We start from the raw sequence: 15960 nt of genomic DNA, 5'->3' as shown, positions 1-15960 counted from the left end.
CATTTATATTCTGTAGATCAGGTTGAATTTCCAACAACAAATCCTGATCGAATAATAGATAAAACAATGAAAATGAAGGGGTAACCTATGTCGGGATGGTACGAGATCAGTCACTCTAATGATCAGCAGTTCCGTTTTGTTTTAAAAGCGGGTAACGGTGAAATCATTTTAACGAGTGAATTATACAAAGCGAAAGCATCAGCACAAAACGGGATTGAGTCTGTACAAAAGAACAGTGCAGATGACAGCCGTTTTGAACGACTGACAGCCAAAAATGGCAAACCTTATTTCAATTTGAAAGCGGCAAACCATCAAATTATTGGAACTAGCCAATTTTATGCCAGTGAGCAATCGCGAGATAAAGGCATTGAATCAGTTAAAACCAATGGTGCAAGTACCCAAATTAAAGATCTAACAGTTTAAATTTGCAATAACCTGATAGAGATAGTTGAAAGGGAATAAACCCTGATGGCTCATCAAAATCACTAGGTCAAAAGCAATATGGTTCTCAGATAAGTGCTGTTGGGTTGGACGCTATTCAATCAGATCAGGCTTATTTGACGGTACAAGGAAGTACCACAACTTCACTGGCTAGAGTGGTGAACGATGAATAAGCAGAATCATATTTTGTATTATGGGCTCATTACGATTTTGATCATCGTCATGGGTTGGATGATTGCGTCTCCGTATTGGGTGTTGTATCAAATACGTCAAGCCTATGAGCACAATCAACCTGAAAAAATTGCTCAATATATCGATTTTGCGGCAGTCAAATCGAGTCTAAAACCACAAGTTGAAGACCTCATTCAACAGAAAACTGGGCTACAGCATTTACCCGAATTTGCCCAGTCTTGGGGTGGGCAGCTCAGCACAGTCCTCAGTGCAACGCTAGTCGACAGTCTGGTCAATCCAACCAGTATCATGCTGCTTTTACAAGGCAAAGCATTAAAAGAGTCGATCCAACTACCAGAAATAACCAAACTGACCAATCCGAGCATGATTAGCCCAGGGATTGAACTATTCACGCATGCTGAAAATAAGGTCGCAGAACAACCTTATGCGTCAACACTATCCAAAAATGACGAAACTGCAACCGCTGTTGCTTTAAAGCAAAGCCAGCCACTTGAACCCAAAGCCAGCTATAGCGCTTGGAATCGATTTGATCTGTATGTGCCGCTCCAAGGCCTAAGCGAAGAAAAATATACCGTATTTAGTATGCAACGCCGCGGTTGGAGCTGGAAGATCGTTGAAATTCAACTTCCAAACGCCGCCCAGAACAATGCTTCATAAAAAATAAAATAAATAGGTGCCAGAGATGCAAGATAAAATCAAAATAGTCGGTGACCAACAGGCCGCTGACGAAATTCTGCAATTTTTAGCCAATTGGGATGAGGTCATCTGCCAATTGAAAATTGAAAATATTGCTGAATCCTGCGCAGCAGATGTGTACTTTTTTGATGCCAGTTGTGAAATGCGTGGCTTAATGGCATATCAAAAAATGTGGGAATTTTATCGGGAGTATTTTCGTGAAGGCTTAAAGGTATTTAGGCGGGAATTGGTCATCCATGCAGATCCTGATATTGCCTTTCTGCACTGTTATTCCAAAATTGATGATCAGAGCGGGATACCGACGCCGGGGATCTCGTGGTGTCGTAATACCATTGGGATGAAAAAAACGCAGTCTCAATGGAAGATCGTTCATCAACATATTTCTGTTCCCGTGGATATTGTGACTCATCAAAGTAAAGTGATTACCTTTTAATTCATCTGAAAACACAGTATGAAAACAGAGCTATAAAGCTCTGTTTTTTTCTTTGCAAATCATTACATGAAATGCGTATGCAGCCCTAAAACTTCAGCCTAAATTAAAAAATAATGACCATCGTTCAGGATAAGAAAATGGATCATAAAAATAATAAATTAGCGCAAGATTTTGAATCATCACCATCAGGTCAAAAGCAAGGCTTGCAAGATCTGAACGCATCGAAGCAAATGCCCCCTGCAGATTTACATAAAGTGATTCGAATCACGGCAGGATTTATCATTGGTAGTTTGCTGATTGCCGCCTTATATCTTGGCAAAGATATTTTTATTCCATTGGCACTCGCAATTTTATTGGCTTTTTTAGTTGATCCTTTGGTGATGAAACTCCGTGGTTGGGGACTACCACAGATGCCATCTATATTTATTGTGGTCGGTTTGGCTTTGGCGATTTTGTCCGGCGCGGCCTCTTATTTGGGTTATCAACTGGGGCAATTAAGCCAAGAATTACCGCAATATCAGGGCACAATTCAAAAGAAAATGGATTCTATTCGTCAATTTGCACGCGGCCCAAGTGTTTGGGATGGCGCAAAAACCACCATAGATACCGTTGAAAACTCGATAGATGATGTGGTGCCTGAAGAGAAAAATCCTAAAGTGCAGCAAGTGAAAGTGGTGGGGCAACAACAAACCACGGCTGAAGCAGTCATGGCTTGGAGTGAGCGGGTACTCAATCCTTTGGCAACTGCGGGTATTGTTTTTTTGTTTGTGATTCTGATTTTGGTTAATCGGAAAGATTTGCATGATCGGTTCCTTAAGCTGCTGGGCGGAAATTTAAATATCGGAACAGACGCACTCGATGAAGCGGCCAATCGTATCGGTAAATATTTACGTATGCAGCTGATGGTCAATGTGACCTACGGTATTCCGATGGCCTTGGGACTTTGGTTTATTGGGGTGCCGGCAGCAATTATGTGGGGAATGGTGGCGATTGTGATGCGCTTTGTTCCCTATGTCGGCCCAATGATTTCTGCGATTTTCCCCATTGCATTGGCTTTTGCGGTAGATCCCACATGGAATATGGTGCTGTGGACAGTCGGCTTAATCCTGCTCTTGGAATTGGTCAGTAATAATATTATTGAGCCTTGGTTATATGGGGAAAGTACTGGACTTTCGACCTTAGCCATTATTATTGCCGCCATGTTTTGGACGGCGGTGTGGGGGCCGATTGGTTTAATTTTATCGACGCCTTTAACCGCATGTTTATTGGTGCTTTCGAGCTATGTACCATCCTTAGGTTTTATTAAAACCCTGATCGGTAGTACGCCTGCATTGGCACCGCATGAGCGCTTCTATCAAAGATTAGTCGCTGATGATGTGCAAGATGCCATGGATGTTGCACAGACTTTTATTGCTGAAAAGTTACCGAAAGATGCCACGGATGAAATCAAGGCACGGCGGGTTAATGCGTTTTATGCCAAAGTGGCGATTCCAGCCATACGGATTTTTTCGAGAGGCCACAACACCGAGGCCAGTGCTGAACATCGACTACGTTTACATCAGGGATTAAAACTGTTTAATCATAGTTTTCAACGGGCATATCCAGTTGCACAGCAGGATCAGAAAGCAGCGGTGTTATGTATCGGGGCACGTTGGGAAATTGATGTTCAAGTATCGGCTATGTTGGCGCATGGGCTAAGTTTAAGTGGTATTCAGGCTCAGGCATTTAGCGACGTATTGATTCAAAATCAGCATCAAAGTATGGATGATATCCAAGAGGATATTCAGATCGTATGTATTTCGATTTTCCATACGGCACCAGAAGCTCAAATTCGCCTACTAAGCCATGTTTTTAAGGCACAGTTTCCGGATAAAAAACTGATTTTTGCACTGTGGAGCTGTGATGAGATATCCCAATTAGATGCGATCAAAGAAAATTTCACCGTCGATGCAGTGGTCAATAATATGAATGACTTGTTATTAACCATTGAAGCTTTTCAATTGAAGCATGGTGAATCTTGGTTGGATGAGCCTGATCCTAGCGTTGAAGCGCAGCGCTTAAAAGCATTAGAAGAACTGAATGTTTTGGATGAGCGGAATTTACCGATCTATGAACAATATATTGAAGAAGCCAGACAAGCCTTCGATGTGAAATATGCACAAATTTCTTGGGTCAAGCAAGACTGGGTCTATACCCCAGGTAGCCCTTTGGCTCAGGCTACCGAGCAACCGATGCAGATACGTCAGTCGAAGCAAGATTCGATCTGCAGTCATTTGGTGTATCAAAATGAACGTTTGATTATTGAAGACCTACAACGTGACCCACGCTTTGCGCATTTACCTGAATTGATGCATAACCGCATTCGCTTTTATGCTGGCGTTGCACTTAGAGACCGCAATGGGGTGGCATTGGGAAGTTTTTGTGTTTTAGATCGGCAGCCGAATCAAATGACCGATGATGATATGAGTCTGTTAAAAGGCCTGGCAGCAGATTTGATGAATACGCTCAGTGATGAAAATGTGAAGCGAAAAAAATGTGAGGAGATACAGCAACTGAATGATTCATCTCTATAAATTTAAATCATGTAGCAGATCCATTTAAACTGGAGTTTCAGTGAAAAGCATTCTAAGATGGCTCTAATATAATTATTTTGAGCCAAAGACATGAACAAAAATAATGTCATCTGGCAACTTCTATTGGGCTACGTTGCTGCATTGGGTTGTAGTGTGAGCTTAGCTCAAATTCAAGGAAACTATTTTTCACATAAAGATTGGGAAATCGCTTGTGATAATACGGGGACTTGTCGCGTTGCAGGTTATCAAGCGGAGGGCAATCAGCCCGCTATTTCTGTGTTATTACAACGTGCTGCGGGAGCTCAAGCGCAAGTCAGCGCACGAGTAAAACTCGATCCTGAAACCTTCAATGCGGCAAATAAACCACTTCAACTTTACATTTTAGGTAAAAATCAGGGAACTGTGCAGCTTGATGCCAAAACCGCGGAGGGTCAGTTAAGTGCAGCTCAAACTCAAAAACTGATTCAAGCCTTACAAGCCAACCAACCAATTGTGTGGAAAGGCAACAACAAAACATGGTTATTGTCCGTGCAGGGCGCTAGTGCAGTTTTACTCCGTATGGATGATTTTCAAAAGCGCATAGGGACAAATTCGGCATTATTGCGTAAAGCCAATAGTAGTTCGGCCAATGTACTCAAACCGAAAAGTATTCCGAAAGTGAATATTCAAAATTACAGTAAGGGCTTACAAACACGGTATGCCGTCAATGCGCCCACAGCCAAACAATTGTTTGGATTGATAAAGAAGAAAACGACAGTAGAAGATTGTCCTCAACTCTTTGATGCAAATTTCTTAGAGGATGATCGGGTCGTGGTGTTTCCAATCAATGGGAAAAATGCCTTGGTCGAAGTGCCATGTTGGCGTGGGGCATATAACAGTGGTAATGGCTATTGGCTGATGGATCGAAATTTAAAGCAAATCAAACAATCCGTGACCTTTTCCGGAAGTGGTTTTAGCGAAGGGCAGATTTTCTCCAATCAACGTGGACGAGGCATTGGCGACTGTCATAGTACGGGGGAGTGGTCATGGAATGGTCAGCGTTTTATCCAAACCTATATGGCAAAAACCACACAGTGCAAAGGATTTGCTGGTGGTGCGTGGGAAATTCCAACCTTGGTCTATCGCGTTCAACTCGACTCTTAATTTGAAAAAGCCCTGATATTCAGGGCTTTAAATGATATAGCGTTTTATTCTATGGGGTTTAAATAAATAACCGAGTACTTTAAAAACGTTTTGGTATTTTTTGTCCACCGACAACCGGTGATTCAGCGATTTTCAACACACCAAATAACCATGTTTCGGCATGATGAACAGCCGTTTTGAGCTCATCACCTAAGGCTAAACGCCCTGCAATAAAACTCGCCAATGAACAGCCCGAACCATGATATTCCCCATCCAGTCGTGGACAACGGGTTTCAGAGACTAATTCACCCTGAACATATAACGAGTTTTGAATATAGTCAGGCGTATTTTCATGCCCACCTTTTACTAATACCGCTTGAGCACCCATCGCAAAAAGTTGCGCAGTTGCTTTAGAAATATCCTCTTCACCTGTGAGCGCACGTAATTCTACGGTATTGGGTGTAAGCACAGTGGCAAGTGGAATTAGTTCTGCAAAGGCTTTGACCAACGTTGCTTGATCGCCCAAAGAGCCACCACTATTGGCAACTAAAACGGGGTCGAGAACATAGTGATATTCGGGATGTTCACGTAAAAACTCAGCGAGAGCCGCGATATTTTCAGTCGTTCCTAACATTCCTGATTTTACACAGCGAATAGGGAGGTCACCGACGACAGCATGTGCTTGAGCCAGCAATAACTCACGTGAGGTTGCTTCAAATGAATACACTTGTTGTGAGTTTTGAACGGTTAATGCTGTACACGCAATGGCAGCATGTGCGCCACTTTGACCAATGGCTTCAATGTCCGCTTGCAGTCCTGCACCACCTGAAGGGTCAAGACCTGAAAAGCACAGTACAGTAGGGCGCACAATGATGTCCTTATTACACAAAATTTGCGATAGTATAGGCAACTTTGAGCGAACACTCGATAGTATTTTTGCAGAAGTGAATGGATAAGGTAAAAGCTGTGATTAAGAATATATTGATCGATCTCGATGGAACATTAACAGATCCAAAAGTTGGCATTACCACTTCAGCACGCTATGGACTGGCGAAAATTGGACATCCCATTTCGGATGAGACCAATATCGATTGGATCATTGGGCCACCTTTGAAAGCCTCTTTGGCCAAAATCCTCAATGTCGATATGCATAATGTACTTGCAGATCAGGCTTTACTTGGTTATCGCGAGCGCTTTGCCGTTACGGGCTTATTTGAAAATAAAGTGTATCCTGCCGTTGCCGACACTCTAGCAACTTTACAACAGCAAGGCTTTCACTTGTACGTCGCTACAGCAAAGCCGACGGTCTATGCCCGCCAAATTTTAGAACATTTTGATTTGGCAAAATATTTTACTGTGATCTATGGCAGTGAACTGAACGGTGAGCGAACCAACAAAGGCGATTTAATTGAATACATTTTGCAGCAAGAACAGTTGGATGCGAAGGAATGTGTGATGGTGGGAGACCGTGAGTACGATATTTTAGGCGCGCGCCGTAATGCTGTGCCGAGTATTGCTGTGAGCTATGGTTATGGTAGTACAGAAGAAATTCAAATGGCTGCACCAGCGCTAGTAATTGACGGTTTTAACGATTTGATTTCGAGTATTGAGCAATTGCAGCAGCAGAAAGTGTCGTAGTTGCACCGAACCTAATGAATGATGCTGATTATTTAAAGATAATCAGCAAAATGAGCAAGATCACCCCACAGAAAAGCCATTTGAGCAAAGGAGACTCATCATTTTTGATGGTTTCTGCTTCGAGTGCGATACCATGTTTGTCGTAAACAAATACAAAATGTGCATTTGCGCTTAGAGCCATTTCTTGGATGGCTTGTAGCTCGAGTGCGCTGACTTCTTCACTTAAGCGTTCTTTTAACTGAATAAAAATAACCGGCTGTCCAAACTCATACCACTTGAAGTGGATCTGTTGTATGAGTTGGTTGAAGCACTGTTCTGCAACATGATAGTTTCGGACAAAACTTCCACGTTCTATAAAAGCCAGAGGGCAGTTTTGTTCAGCTACAATTTGATGATCACGCGTTAAAACTTGCATTTGATCATAATGAATCTGTACCCAAACTGCGTCAGGAAAAGACGCTAATTTTTCTTTTAACATCACTTTTAGGTTTCATTATTATTTTAGTGGATAGCAGTATGTCATTAAAATTTAGAGAAAAATATAGCTGAGATATAAAAAACACATCGATCTATCGAGTTTTTATCTTAAAACGTCTTTCGCAGTTTTGTCACTTTGAATTTTTAACTTCTACAATTGAAATATCTAAATCTTAAGTGTGTTTTTAAAGCCATTATCCTTTTTCTAGAAAACTGTTTCTCATCTGATTTATGTAATCGATCTTGTAACTGTTTCAGGCTTTTGAAAAAATTCAGACAGAAAACAATAAAGCTGAATGCTATGTCCAAATCATTTTTATTCCCTAGTCAGTGGCTCAAACCTTTGCACCCACGTGATCCACATGAGCATCATCGTGTCGCGACCTCTTTAGAATTGCTTTTTGACTTGATCTTTGTCGTGGCGATCGCAACAGCAGGGCAGCAACTGCATCATGCCATTGTTGAAAATCATTTAGCTCAGGGTTTAACGCTGTATGGCATGGTGTTTTTTGCCTTGTGGTGGGCGTGGATGAACTTTAGTTGGTTTGCTTCGGCGTATGATAATGATGATGCGCTCTATCGAATCTTAACTTTCGTACAGATCATTGGTTCTTTGGTCATTGCTGCAGGTATTCCAAGCGCTTTTCAAAAGCAGGATTTTGACGTAATTGTGATTGGTTATGCCATTATGCGTCTGGGCTTAGTTACAGCAGTGGTTTCGCGTTGCAAAGCATGATCTGTCCCGTCGGAAAACAGCATTACGCTATGCTTTTGGCATCATACTGGTGCAAGTGGGGTGGCTGTTCTTTCATTTTTCACCGCTGCATTTCACCGTTTATCTTTTCATTTTGCTCGCAATTGCTGAACTGTCTATCCCAGTTTTTGCAGAAGCTGCAAGCCGTACACCTTGGCATGCGCATCATATTGCAGAGCGATATTCACTGCTTACCATTATCGTTTTAGGCGAATCTATTGTCGGATGCTCGATTGCCATAACCGATGCATTAACAAATCAGCGTTTTAGTACTGAACTGATTTTTCTGATGGTGGGCGGCCTGATGATGATGTTCACCATGTGGTGGTCTTATTTTGATACCAGTATTGCAGAGCGTTTAAATAGCCGCAAAATGGCATTTACATGGGGCTATGGGCATTTCTTTGTCTTTATTAGTATTGCAGCGATTGGTGCTAGTTTAGCTGCGGCAGTCGATGTGGTTTCGCATGAGGCACTGATTAGTTCTGAAAAAGAAAGCTACTTTGTGGCGATCAGCCTTGTGATTTATACGACAAGTTTATATTTACTCCATGAATTGCATCATCAAAGTGGTTTTAGAAAACTTTTATATCCTTTAACCGTGGTGATTGTTTTGTGTATTCCGTTGTTTATCACACCCGCAGGTTATGCAATATTTGCGATGGCAGTGGTATATGCATTGAGGTTGATGTTTACAAAATGCTATTTGGCAAGATAAGTTAATGATATGATATTCATCAATAATTCGTTATATTGCTGATGAAAATAACGTCCAAGAATCATCAAATAAAGATAAAACATAGAGGATTATATGAAAGGGCAAATACTCGATTTTTCTGTTCAAAATAATACAGGCATCATCAGCGGAGATGATCAGAATCGTTATCAATTTTCTGGAAGCGATTGGAAAGGACAAACTGTTCCTGCTCGTGGACAATTTGTTGATTTTGAGACAAGTGGAATGGGTTACGCAACCGATATTTACTTAGTCGCTGTGCCGAATGCTTTAGGCACGCAATACGGTCAAAAGAGTCGAATTGTTGCTGCACTCTTAGCATTCTTCCTTGGTGGATTTGGTATCCATAAATTCTATTTGGGTCGTATTGGATGGGGGATTGTGTATCTACTATTCTGTTGGACCTTTATTCCATCCATTGTTGCTTTTATTGAATTTATTATTTATCTATGCACTTCAGATGAAGATTTTGCACGTAAATATGGCTAAATTTTTGTGTTAAAAGATAAGGCGCATTGTGCGCCTTATTTTATTGTTGCAGATCTCTAGCGGGTTGACCCCATTGGTTGTTCTCGGCTTTGGTGTCTGTAGCCCACCAGATAATCAGTGGGATGATCCCAATGATTGTGAGCATTAAAAGTTGCCACCAACCTGAACGTCCCGTGTCATGTAGTCGACGTGCGCCAACAGCTAAGCTAGGAATAAGTAAAACGATATTGGTAATATTTTCTAGCCAAGGTTCACTGCCAATAACGAAATCGCAAATAGAGGCAAGTATAGTGACCAATATACAAAATAGCCAAAAGAACCAGAACTCTTTACGTCGAGCACGTCCTTCAAATTCAGCAAACTTTTTCAGTGGTTTGAATGACCACGCGAAAAAGTCATAGTTTTCCTCTTCTTCACTGTAGTTTGCTCGCGTATTCGTGGAAAAACTTTGTTGGTGTAATGCAATATAGACTTGAATCGCTTGCCCACTTTCATCCAAAGCAAAATCAACCTGTTCTCCACGTGTAGGTGGTCTTTGACCGCGCCATTCATGACCAGCAAATTGATAGTGTTTTCCATCTTCAGCACTAATCACCCCAGTATTAGTTTGAATCGAAAAATCTAGTATTTGTCCTTTCATATTTTTCCTGAGTTAATGTGCTGTAGATAGGGTGGCTACATAAATAGTAGCCACGATTTTTTATTTATTTGGCAGGTTGTCCCCATTGGTTTACTTCAGGTTTGGTTTCTGTTGCAAGCCAAATTAGAACCAGAATTGGTCCAACGAGCGGAATCATTTGTATTAACCAATACCAACCAGATTTATTAATATCATGTAAACGACGTACTGCAACAGAAAGGGACGGAATAACCATTGCTAAGATGAAAATACCTGTGAATATTCCTTTGGTTCTAAGCACTGAATCGACAATCAGAGTAATAATCATTGCGATAAGATAGACCAATACAAAAAACCAATATTCTTTACGGCGTGCACGTCCAGTAAAGTTGGCATAATTTTTTAGACATTTGACAAACCAATCAATCATGTTGAATTTTGATTCAGCTTGGTCTTGGTTTGAAATTTTATCGAGTTGCTGTGAAATTTGTTGAATAGGATTACTGCTGCCAAGAGCATTGAATACTTGAACAGCTTGACCTTCTGGACTGATATCGAAATCTACATGATCGCCGCGTTTAGGTGAGTTCTGGCCACGCCATTCTGCACCTGTAAACTCATAACGGTTTTGATCATCTCCACTGATGATGCCTGAATTGGTTTGTACTGAATAATCTAATATCTGACCTTTCATTCTGTCCTCTTTTTTATGTGATTTTTATTAATTGATGTATTTTTATACCGTTTTATATTAGCAGAATATGAATTAAATTAAATGCATAGATTTGCTTGGGTGAATGAAATTCTTCATAAAAAAAGCGGAACACTTGGTTCCGCTTTTGATATTTCGCTGAAAAATTTATTACCAGCTTAACGCACCACCAGTTTGGTAATCCGTTACGCGAGTTTCAAAAAAGTTCTTCTCTTTACGTAAGTCCATCATTTCTGACATCCACTGGAATGGGTTATTCACACCTGCAAATTGTTCAGGTAAGCCCAATTGGCTTAAACGACGGTTACAGATGAACTTCAAGTATTCTTCCATCATGCCTGCGTTCATACCCAATACACCGCGTGGCATAGTGTCACGTGCATATTCGATTTCAAGCATTGTACCTTCAAGAATCATTTGAATGATTTCTTCTTGGAACTCAGCAGTCCATAGGTGAGGGTTCTCGATCTTGATTTGGTTGATCATGTCGATACCAAAGTTCAAGTGCATAGATTCATCACGTAAGATGTATTGGAATTGCTCAGCAACACCATTCATCTTGTTACGACGACCCATAGACAAGATTTGGCTGAAACCACAGTAGAAGAAGATACCTTCAAGTACGCAGTAGAACGCGATCAAGTTGCGAAGCAAGATTTGGTCGTTTTCAGGTGTACCTGTTTTGAACGTAGGATCACTTAAAGATTGTGTATATTTTAGACCCCATGCCGCTTTACGAGCCACTGAAGGAATTTCACGGTACATGTTGAAGACTTCGCCTTCGTCCATACCTAAAGATTCGATACAGTATTGGTAAGCGTGCGTGTGAATCGCTTCTTCAAATGATTGACGTAAGATGTACTGACGGCATTCAGGGTTGGTAATGTGACGGTAGATTGCAAGAACCAAGTTGTTTGCAACCAATGAATCCGCAGTCGAGAAGAAACCTAAAGAACGCATAACAATAGTACGCTCATCTTCGGTTAAGCCATTTTCAGACTTCCAAAGTGCGATGTCATGGTTCATGTTCACTTCTTGCGGCATCCAGTGGTTTGCACAACCGTCTAGATATTTTTGCCAAGCCCATTCGTATTTGAATGGTACAAGTTGGTTTAAGTCTGCGCGGCAGTTGATCATCGCTTTATCGTCAACTTGAACACGCTGAGCACCCATTTCTAGCTCTTCTAAGCCAGGTGCAACGTCTAGATTTTCTAGAGCGTTAGATGCTCTTGCCAACGGATCGGTTGGATCTGTTGGTCGATTTGTACTGGTTCGAGCGGGTTGTGCAGCTGCCAAATTCGGCGATGAGTGCTGTGCATTAGATACCACTTGCGAATCAGTCGTTTTTTGCGGTTCGACGGGCGCAGGCTGGTGAGCTTGTGCAGCTTGTTTCGGTTCATCATCTTCGAAATCGTCCCAACTTAGGATAGACATAACAGTTCTCTCTTCGTTGCTTTATATCTTTTATAGACATCCAGCGTCGCTGAGATGTCCTACTATACGCTCAATTTGTGTAAGCAAAATTAAGTTTTGTCGATCACTGCTCTAAAAGTGTTCGGTAGAGCAAATATCCCCACTACTTATTTTGATTACGCGATTTATATGCCTTAAACCAGAAATAGGCGATCGGGACATAAAAAGTCAAAATAAAGGAAACCACCAAAGCAATAAGCCCTAACTGATAGTTATGCGTCATATGTGGCATGGTGGTTTCCTTTTTTATTTATCTTCTTTGAATCCTCCCCAAACCCCTCCTTTAATAAAGGAGGGGCTTCACGTGAATTTAAATGCTTCACGGAAGTCCTCCTTTGCAAAAGGGGGACTTAGGGAGGATTTATTATTAAGCAACTACCTGGGTAGTTGGCTTAATGTCTTCAATATTTTGCTCATTCGTTTGGTTTATGGAAACAAATATTGCTACTGAGCAAGGAAGTAAGCATGTGAAGCAAAAGGTTTGAATTTCTTTACGTACAATGCGAACTTTCTTTTTAAATTCTTTGAGCTTTTTCGACATGTTCTTTTCCTCTAAGGGAATCAATCATAACGAATTAGCAATAAAGTGAGTTCTTATGCTAACCACTCATAAGAATCAACCATTGCTAATACCGCAATAATGAGAAAATCTCGGTTGATTCCTAAATGGGTTAACTTACTGACAAGCCTCACAATCAGGGTTGTCAATTGAACATGCCATTGGCACTGGAGCTGCTTGACCAAAACCTTCTTCTTCAGCAGCAACTTCAGCTTTAGGTTCTTCTTTCGCAACAGCAGTTACAGGTGCTGCAACAGTAGCAGGCTTAACCGCGTTCAATGCACCAGTGTTAATGGTTGATTTCTCAGCAGACGTCGCACCCAATGCACGTAGGTAGTAAGTGGTTTTTAGACCACGTAACCATGCCATTTTATACGTCATGTCGAGTTTCTTACCGTTTGCACCAGAGATGTAAAGGTTAAGAGACTGAGCTTGGTCGATCCATTTTTGACGACGTGATGCAGCATCAACAATCCAACGTGGTTCAACTTCGAACGCAGTCGCGAAGATTGCTTTAAGCTCTTCAGGAATACGTGCGATTTTTTGAACCGAACCTTCGAAGTGTTTCAGGTCGTTCACCATTACAGAATCCCAAAGACCGCGATCTTTTAACGCACGTACTAGGTACGGGTTGATCACTGTGAATTCACCAGAAAGGTTAGATTTCACATACAAGTTTTGGAAAGTTGGTTCGATTGATTGAGACACGCCACAAATGTTCGAAATGGTTGCAGTCGGTGCAATCGCCATCACGTTTGAGTTACGCATACCGTCTTTTTGAACTTTAGTACGTAAAGTATCCCAGTCCAAACGTGTTGTACGGTCAACTTCGAACATACGGTCAGGACGTGCTTTTTGTACGATATCTAAAGAGTCAATTGGCAAGATACCTTGATCCCAAAGTGAACCTTTAAATGTCTCGTAAGTACCACGTTCAAGTGCCAAGTCGCTAGACGTTTGGATTGCGTAGTAAGAAATCACTTCCATAGATTCGTCAGCGAACTCAACCGCAGCATCAGAACCATAAGCCAATTTCATTTCGTATAAAGCATCTTGGAAGCCCATGATACCCATACCCACTGGACGGTGTTTCAAGTTCGAGTTACGAGCTTGTGGAACAGCGTAGTAGTTGATGTCAATCACGTTATCGAGCATTCGAACAGCAGTTTTAACTGTACGAGCAAGCTTTTCACGATCTAACACACCACCTTGCACGTGTTGTACAAGGTTGATTGAACCTAAGTTACATACTGCGATTTCATCTTCGTTAGTGTTCAGCGTAATTTCTGTACACAAGTTAGAAGAGTGAACTACACCAACGTGTTGTTGTGGTGAACGTAAGTTACATACGTCTTTGAATGTGATCCAAGGGTGACCAGTTTCAAACAACATAGACAACATTTTGCGCCATAAGTCTTTCGCACGGACTTTCTTATGTAGCATGTTGGTTTCTTTCGCAATGCCTTCATAGTAAGCATAGCGTTCAGCAAATTCTGCACCTGTTAGGTCATGCAAATCAGGTGTTTCAGATGGTGTGAACAGAGTCCATTCAGCATCTTCGAATACACGTTGCATAAACAAGTCAGGAACCCAGTTCGCTGTGTTCATGTCGTGTGTACGACGACGGTCATCACCTGTGTTCTTACGAAGTTCTAGGAATTCTTCGATGTCCAAGTGCCAAGTTTCAAGGTATGCACATACTGCACCTTTACGTTTACCACCTTGGTTGACTGCAACAGCAGTATCGTTGGCAACTTTAAGGAACGGTACAACACCTTGTGACTTACCATTCGTACCTTTGATGTACGAGTTAAGCGCACGAACTGGCGTCCAGTCATTACCTAAACCACCCGCCCATTTAGACAACATTGCGTTATCACGCATTGCGCCATAAATGTTGTAAAGGTCATCTGAAATCGTTGTTAAGTAACAGCTAGATAACTGTGGACGTAAAGTACCAGAGTTAAATAGCGTAGGAGTAGACGCCATGTAATCGAAGCTAGACAATAAGTTATAGAATTCGATTGCACGTTCTTCACGATTTTCTTCGTTCAATGAAAGACCCATTGAAACACGCATGAAGAATAATTGTGGTAATTCGAAACGTACGCCATCTGAGTGGATGAAGTAACGGTCAAATAAAGTTTGTAGACCTAAATAAGTAAATTGGTTTGAGCGTTCTGGTTGAATCGCAGCAGCCAATTTTGCAAGGTCAAAGTTAAGTAGTTCTGGAGAAAGAAGATCAAGCTCGATACCTTTCTTCAAGAAAGTTTCTAAAGCGTCGCCTTCATTCGTGTCACTATCTAAACCTAAGAACTCTAACCCTGTAGCAACAAGGTCGTTACGCAATAAACGCGCAGTCACATATGTATAGTTTGGTTCTTGTTCGATACGTGTACGAGTAGCCATCATCATAGTTGTTGAGATGTCTGACTCTTTTACGCCGTTATAAAGGTTTTTTACAGTCTCATCGATAATCGCTCGAACATCGATGCCTTCTAAACCTTCAGCTGCTTTAACAATATTTGCCTCAAGTGCGCCAAGATCAAGCGGTTTAAGCTGACCGTTTGAACCTGTCACTTGTAAAGTAGGGTGGTGGTGAGCACCAGTTTGTTTACGAGCTTCGGCACGTTGTTCGCGGTAAATCACGTAAGAGCGAGCAACTTTTTGCTCACCTGTACGCATAAGCGCAAGTTCAACCTGATCCTGAATTTCTTCAATATGAATGGTACCGCCAGAAGGTAAACGACGGTTAAAGGTATTCAATACCATCTCAGTTAGTTGAGAGATACGGTCATGAATACGGCTGGAGTCAGCGCTTTGCTGGCCTTCAACGGCCAAGAACGCTTTACCAATCGCCACAGAGATTTTTTCTGCATCAAAAGGTGCAACGTCACCGGTGCGTTTAATCACCTGAATTTGACCAGGGGTTGAATTCGTTACGCTCATGCTAGCATAGCTCCATTTGTCATCTATTTTTATGTTAGGACCGTTTGAACTGGGCAATTTTTATGCCACAGTGTTTGAGGTTTAAACACAAGACCTA

15 protein-coding genes and 1 pseudogene are annotated in these 15960 nt (G+C 41.6%); 8 read left to right on the top strand and 8 right to left on the bottom strand.

Annotated features, from left to right (window positions below; all coding sequences use genetic code 11):
- Positions 1-87: 87 nt before the first annotated feature.
- The 5 genes from FTU12_RS04285 (at position 88) to FTU12_RS04265 (ending at position 5478) form a co-directional block, all read left to right on the top strand.
- Positions 88-423, top strand: a complete 336-nt coding sequence (locus FTU12_RS04285) for a YegP family protein (RefSeq protein WP_180009306.1) — start codon at positions 88-90, stop codon at positions 421-423.
- Between the two features lie 183 nt (positions 424-606).
- Positions 607-1290 carry a DUF2939 domain-containing protein gene (locus FTU12_RS04280; RefSeq protein WP_180113809.1) on the top strand — a complete coding sequence of 228 codons (684 nt, stop codon included), beginning with the start codon at positions 607-609 and terminating at the stop codon, positions 1288-1290.
- Positions 1291-1315: 25 nt separating this feature from the next.
- Positions 1316-1762, top strand: a complete 447-nt coding sequence (locus tag FTU12_RS04275) for a nuclear transport factor 2 family protein (protein ID WP_218946117.1) — start codon at positions 1316-1318, stop codon at positions 1760-1762.
- A gap of 137 nt (positions 1763-1899) precedes the next feature.
- Positions 1900-4335, top strand: coding sequence for an AI-2E family transporter (locus tag FTU12_RS04270; RefSeq protein WP_257227281.1), 2436 nt, complete (start codon positions 1900-1902; stop codon positions 4333-4335).
- A gap of 90 nt (positions 4336-4425) precedes the next feature.
- A complete protein-coding gene (locus FTU12_RS04265; protein WP_180113808.1) occupies positions 4426-5478 on the top strand; it encodes a DUF1176 domain-containing protein in 1053 nt (350 codons plus the stop codon).
- A 79-nt stretch (positions 5479-5557) separates the two neighbouring features.
- Here FTU12_RS04265 and FTU12_RS04260 read toward each other — a convergent pair whose 3' ends face one another.
- Positions 5558-6325: a hydroxymethylpyrimidine/phosphomethylpyrimidine kinase gene (locus FTU12_RS04260; RefSeq protein WP_078191115.1), complete on the bottom strand. Its 768-nt coding sequence runs from the start codon at positions 6323-6325 to the stop codon at positions 5558-5560.
- Between the two features lie 98 nt (positions 6326-6423).
- Here FTU12_RS04260 and FTU12_RS04255 point away from each other — a divergent pair, with 98 nt between their 5' ends.
- Complete coding sequence (locus FTU12_RS04255; protein ID WP_180009333.1) at positions 6424-7095, top strand: HAD-IA family hydrolase; 672 nt, start codon at positions 6424-6426, stop codon at positions 7093-7095.
- 28 nt (positions 7096-7123) lie between these two features.
- On the opposite strand, the gene FTU12_RS04250 is transcribed toward FTU12_RS04255, so the two are convergent.
- Positions 7124-7573 carry a hypothetical protein gene (locus FTU12_RS04250; protein ID WP_180113807.1) on the bottom strand — a complete coding sequence of 150 codons (450 nt, stop codon included), beginning with the start codon at positions 7571-7573 and terminating at the stop codon, positions 7124-7126.
- Positions 7574-7873: 300 nt separating this feature from the next.
- On the opposite strand from FTU12_RS04250, the pseudogene FTU12_RS04245 reads away from it, so the two are divergent.
- Together FTU12_RS04245 and FTU12_RS16415 are read left to right on the top strand one after the other, a co-directional pair.
- A pseudogene (locus FTU12_RS04245) lies at positions 7874-9044 on the top strand (low temperature requirement protein A).
- A 93-nt stretch (positions 9045-9137) separates the two neighbouring features.
- On the top strand, positions 9138-9551 hold the full coding sequence (locus FTU12_RS16415) for a TM2 domain-containing protein (protein WP_228144741.1): 414 nt from the start codon (positions 9138-9140) through the stop codon (positions 9549-9551).
- A gap of 40 nt (positions 9552-9591) precedes the next feature.
- On the opposite strand, the gene FTU12_RS04235 is transcribed toward FTU12_RS16415, so the two are convergent.
- From FTU12_RS04235 to FTU12_RS04215, 6 genes are all read right to left on the bottom strand, one after another.
- The gene (locus FTU12_RS04235) at positions 9592-10191 is read right to left on the bottom strand and encodes a DUF805 domain-containing protein (RefSeq protein WP_168378560.1); all 600 of its coding nucleotides are present in this window, start codon (positions 10189-10191) and stop codon (positions 9592-9594) included.
- A 64-nt stretch (positions 10192-10255) separates the two neighbouring features.
- On the bottom strand, positions 10256-10864 hold the full coding sequence (locus FTU12_RS04230) for a DUF805 domain-containing protein (RefSeq protein WP_168378561.1): 609 nt from the start codon (positions 10862-10864) through the stop codon (positions 10256-10258).
- Between the two features lie 168 nt (positions 10865-11032).
- Positions 11033-12316, bottom strand: a complete 1284-nt coding sequence (locus FTU12_RS04225; protein ID WP_078191110.1) for a ribonucleotide-diphosphate reductase subunit beta — start codon at positions 12314-12316, stop codon at positions 11033-11035.
- Between the two features lie 142 nt (positions 12317-12458).
- Entirely contained in the window at positions 12459-12587 is a 129-nt protein-coding gene (locus FTU12_RS16410) for a hypothetical protein (RefSeq protein WP_257220656.1), read from the bottom strand.
- Positions 12588-12722: 135 nt separating this feature from the next.
- Positions 12723-12896 carry a hypothetical protein gene (locus tag FTU12_RS04220; protein ID WP_180009865.1) on the bottom strand — a complete coding sequence of 58 codons (174 nt, stop codon included), beginning with the start codon at positions 12894-12896 and terminating at the stop codon, positions 12723-12725.
- 135 nt (positions 12897-13031) lie between these two features.
- The gene (locus FTU12_RS04215) at positions 13032-15863 is read right to left on the bottom strand and encodes a ribonucleoside-diphosphate reductase subunit alpha (protein ID WP_180009864.1); all 2832 of its coding nucleotides are present in this window, start codon (positions 15861-15863) and stop codon (positions 13032-13034) included.
- Positions 15864-15960 lie beyond the last annotated feature (97 nt).

Source organism: Acinetobacter sp. YH12063 (assembly GCF_013419715.1).
Taxonomy (GTDB): Bacteria; Pseudomonadota; Gammaproteobacteria; order Pseudomonadales; family Moraxellaceae; genus Acinetobacter; species Acinetobacter amyesii.
This window is presented reverse-complemented; position numbering and strand designations above follow the sequence as displayed.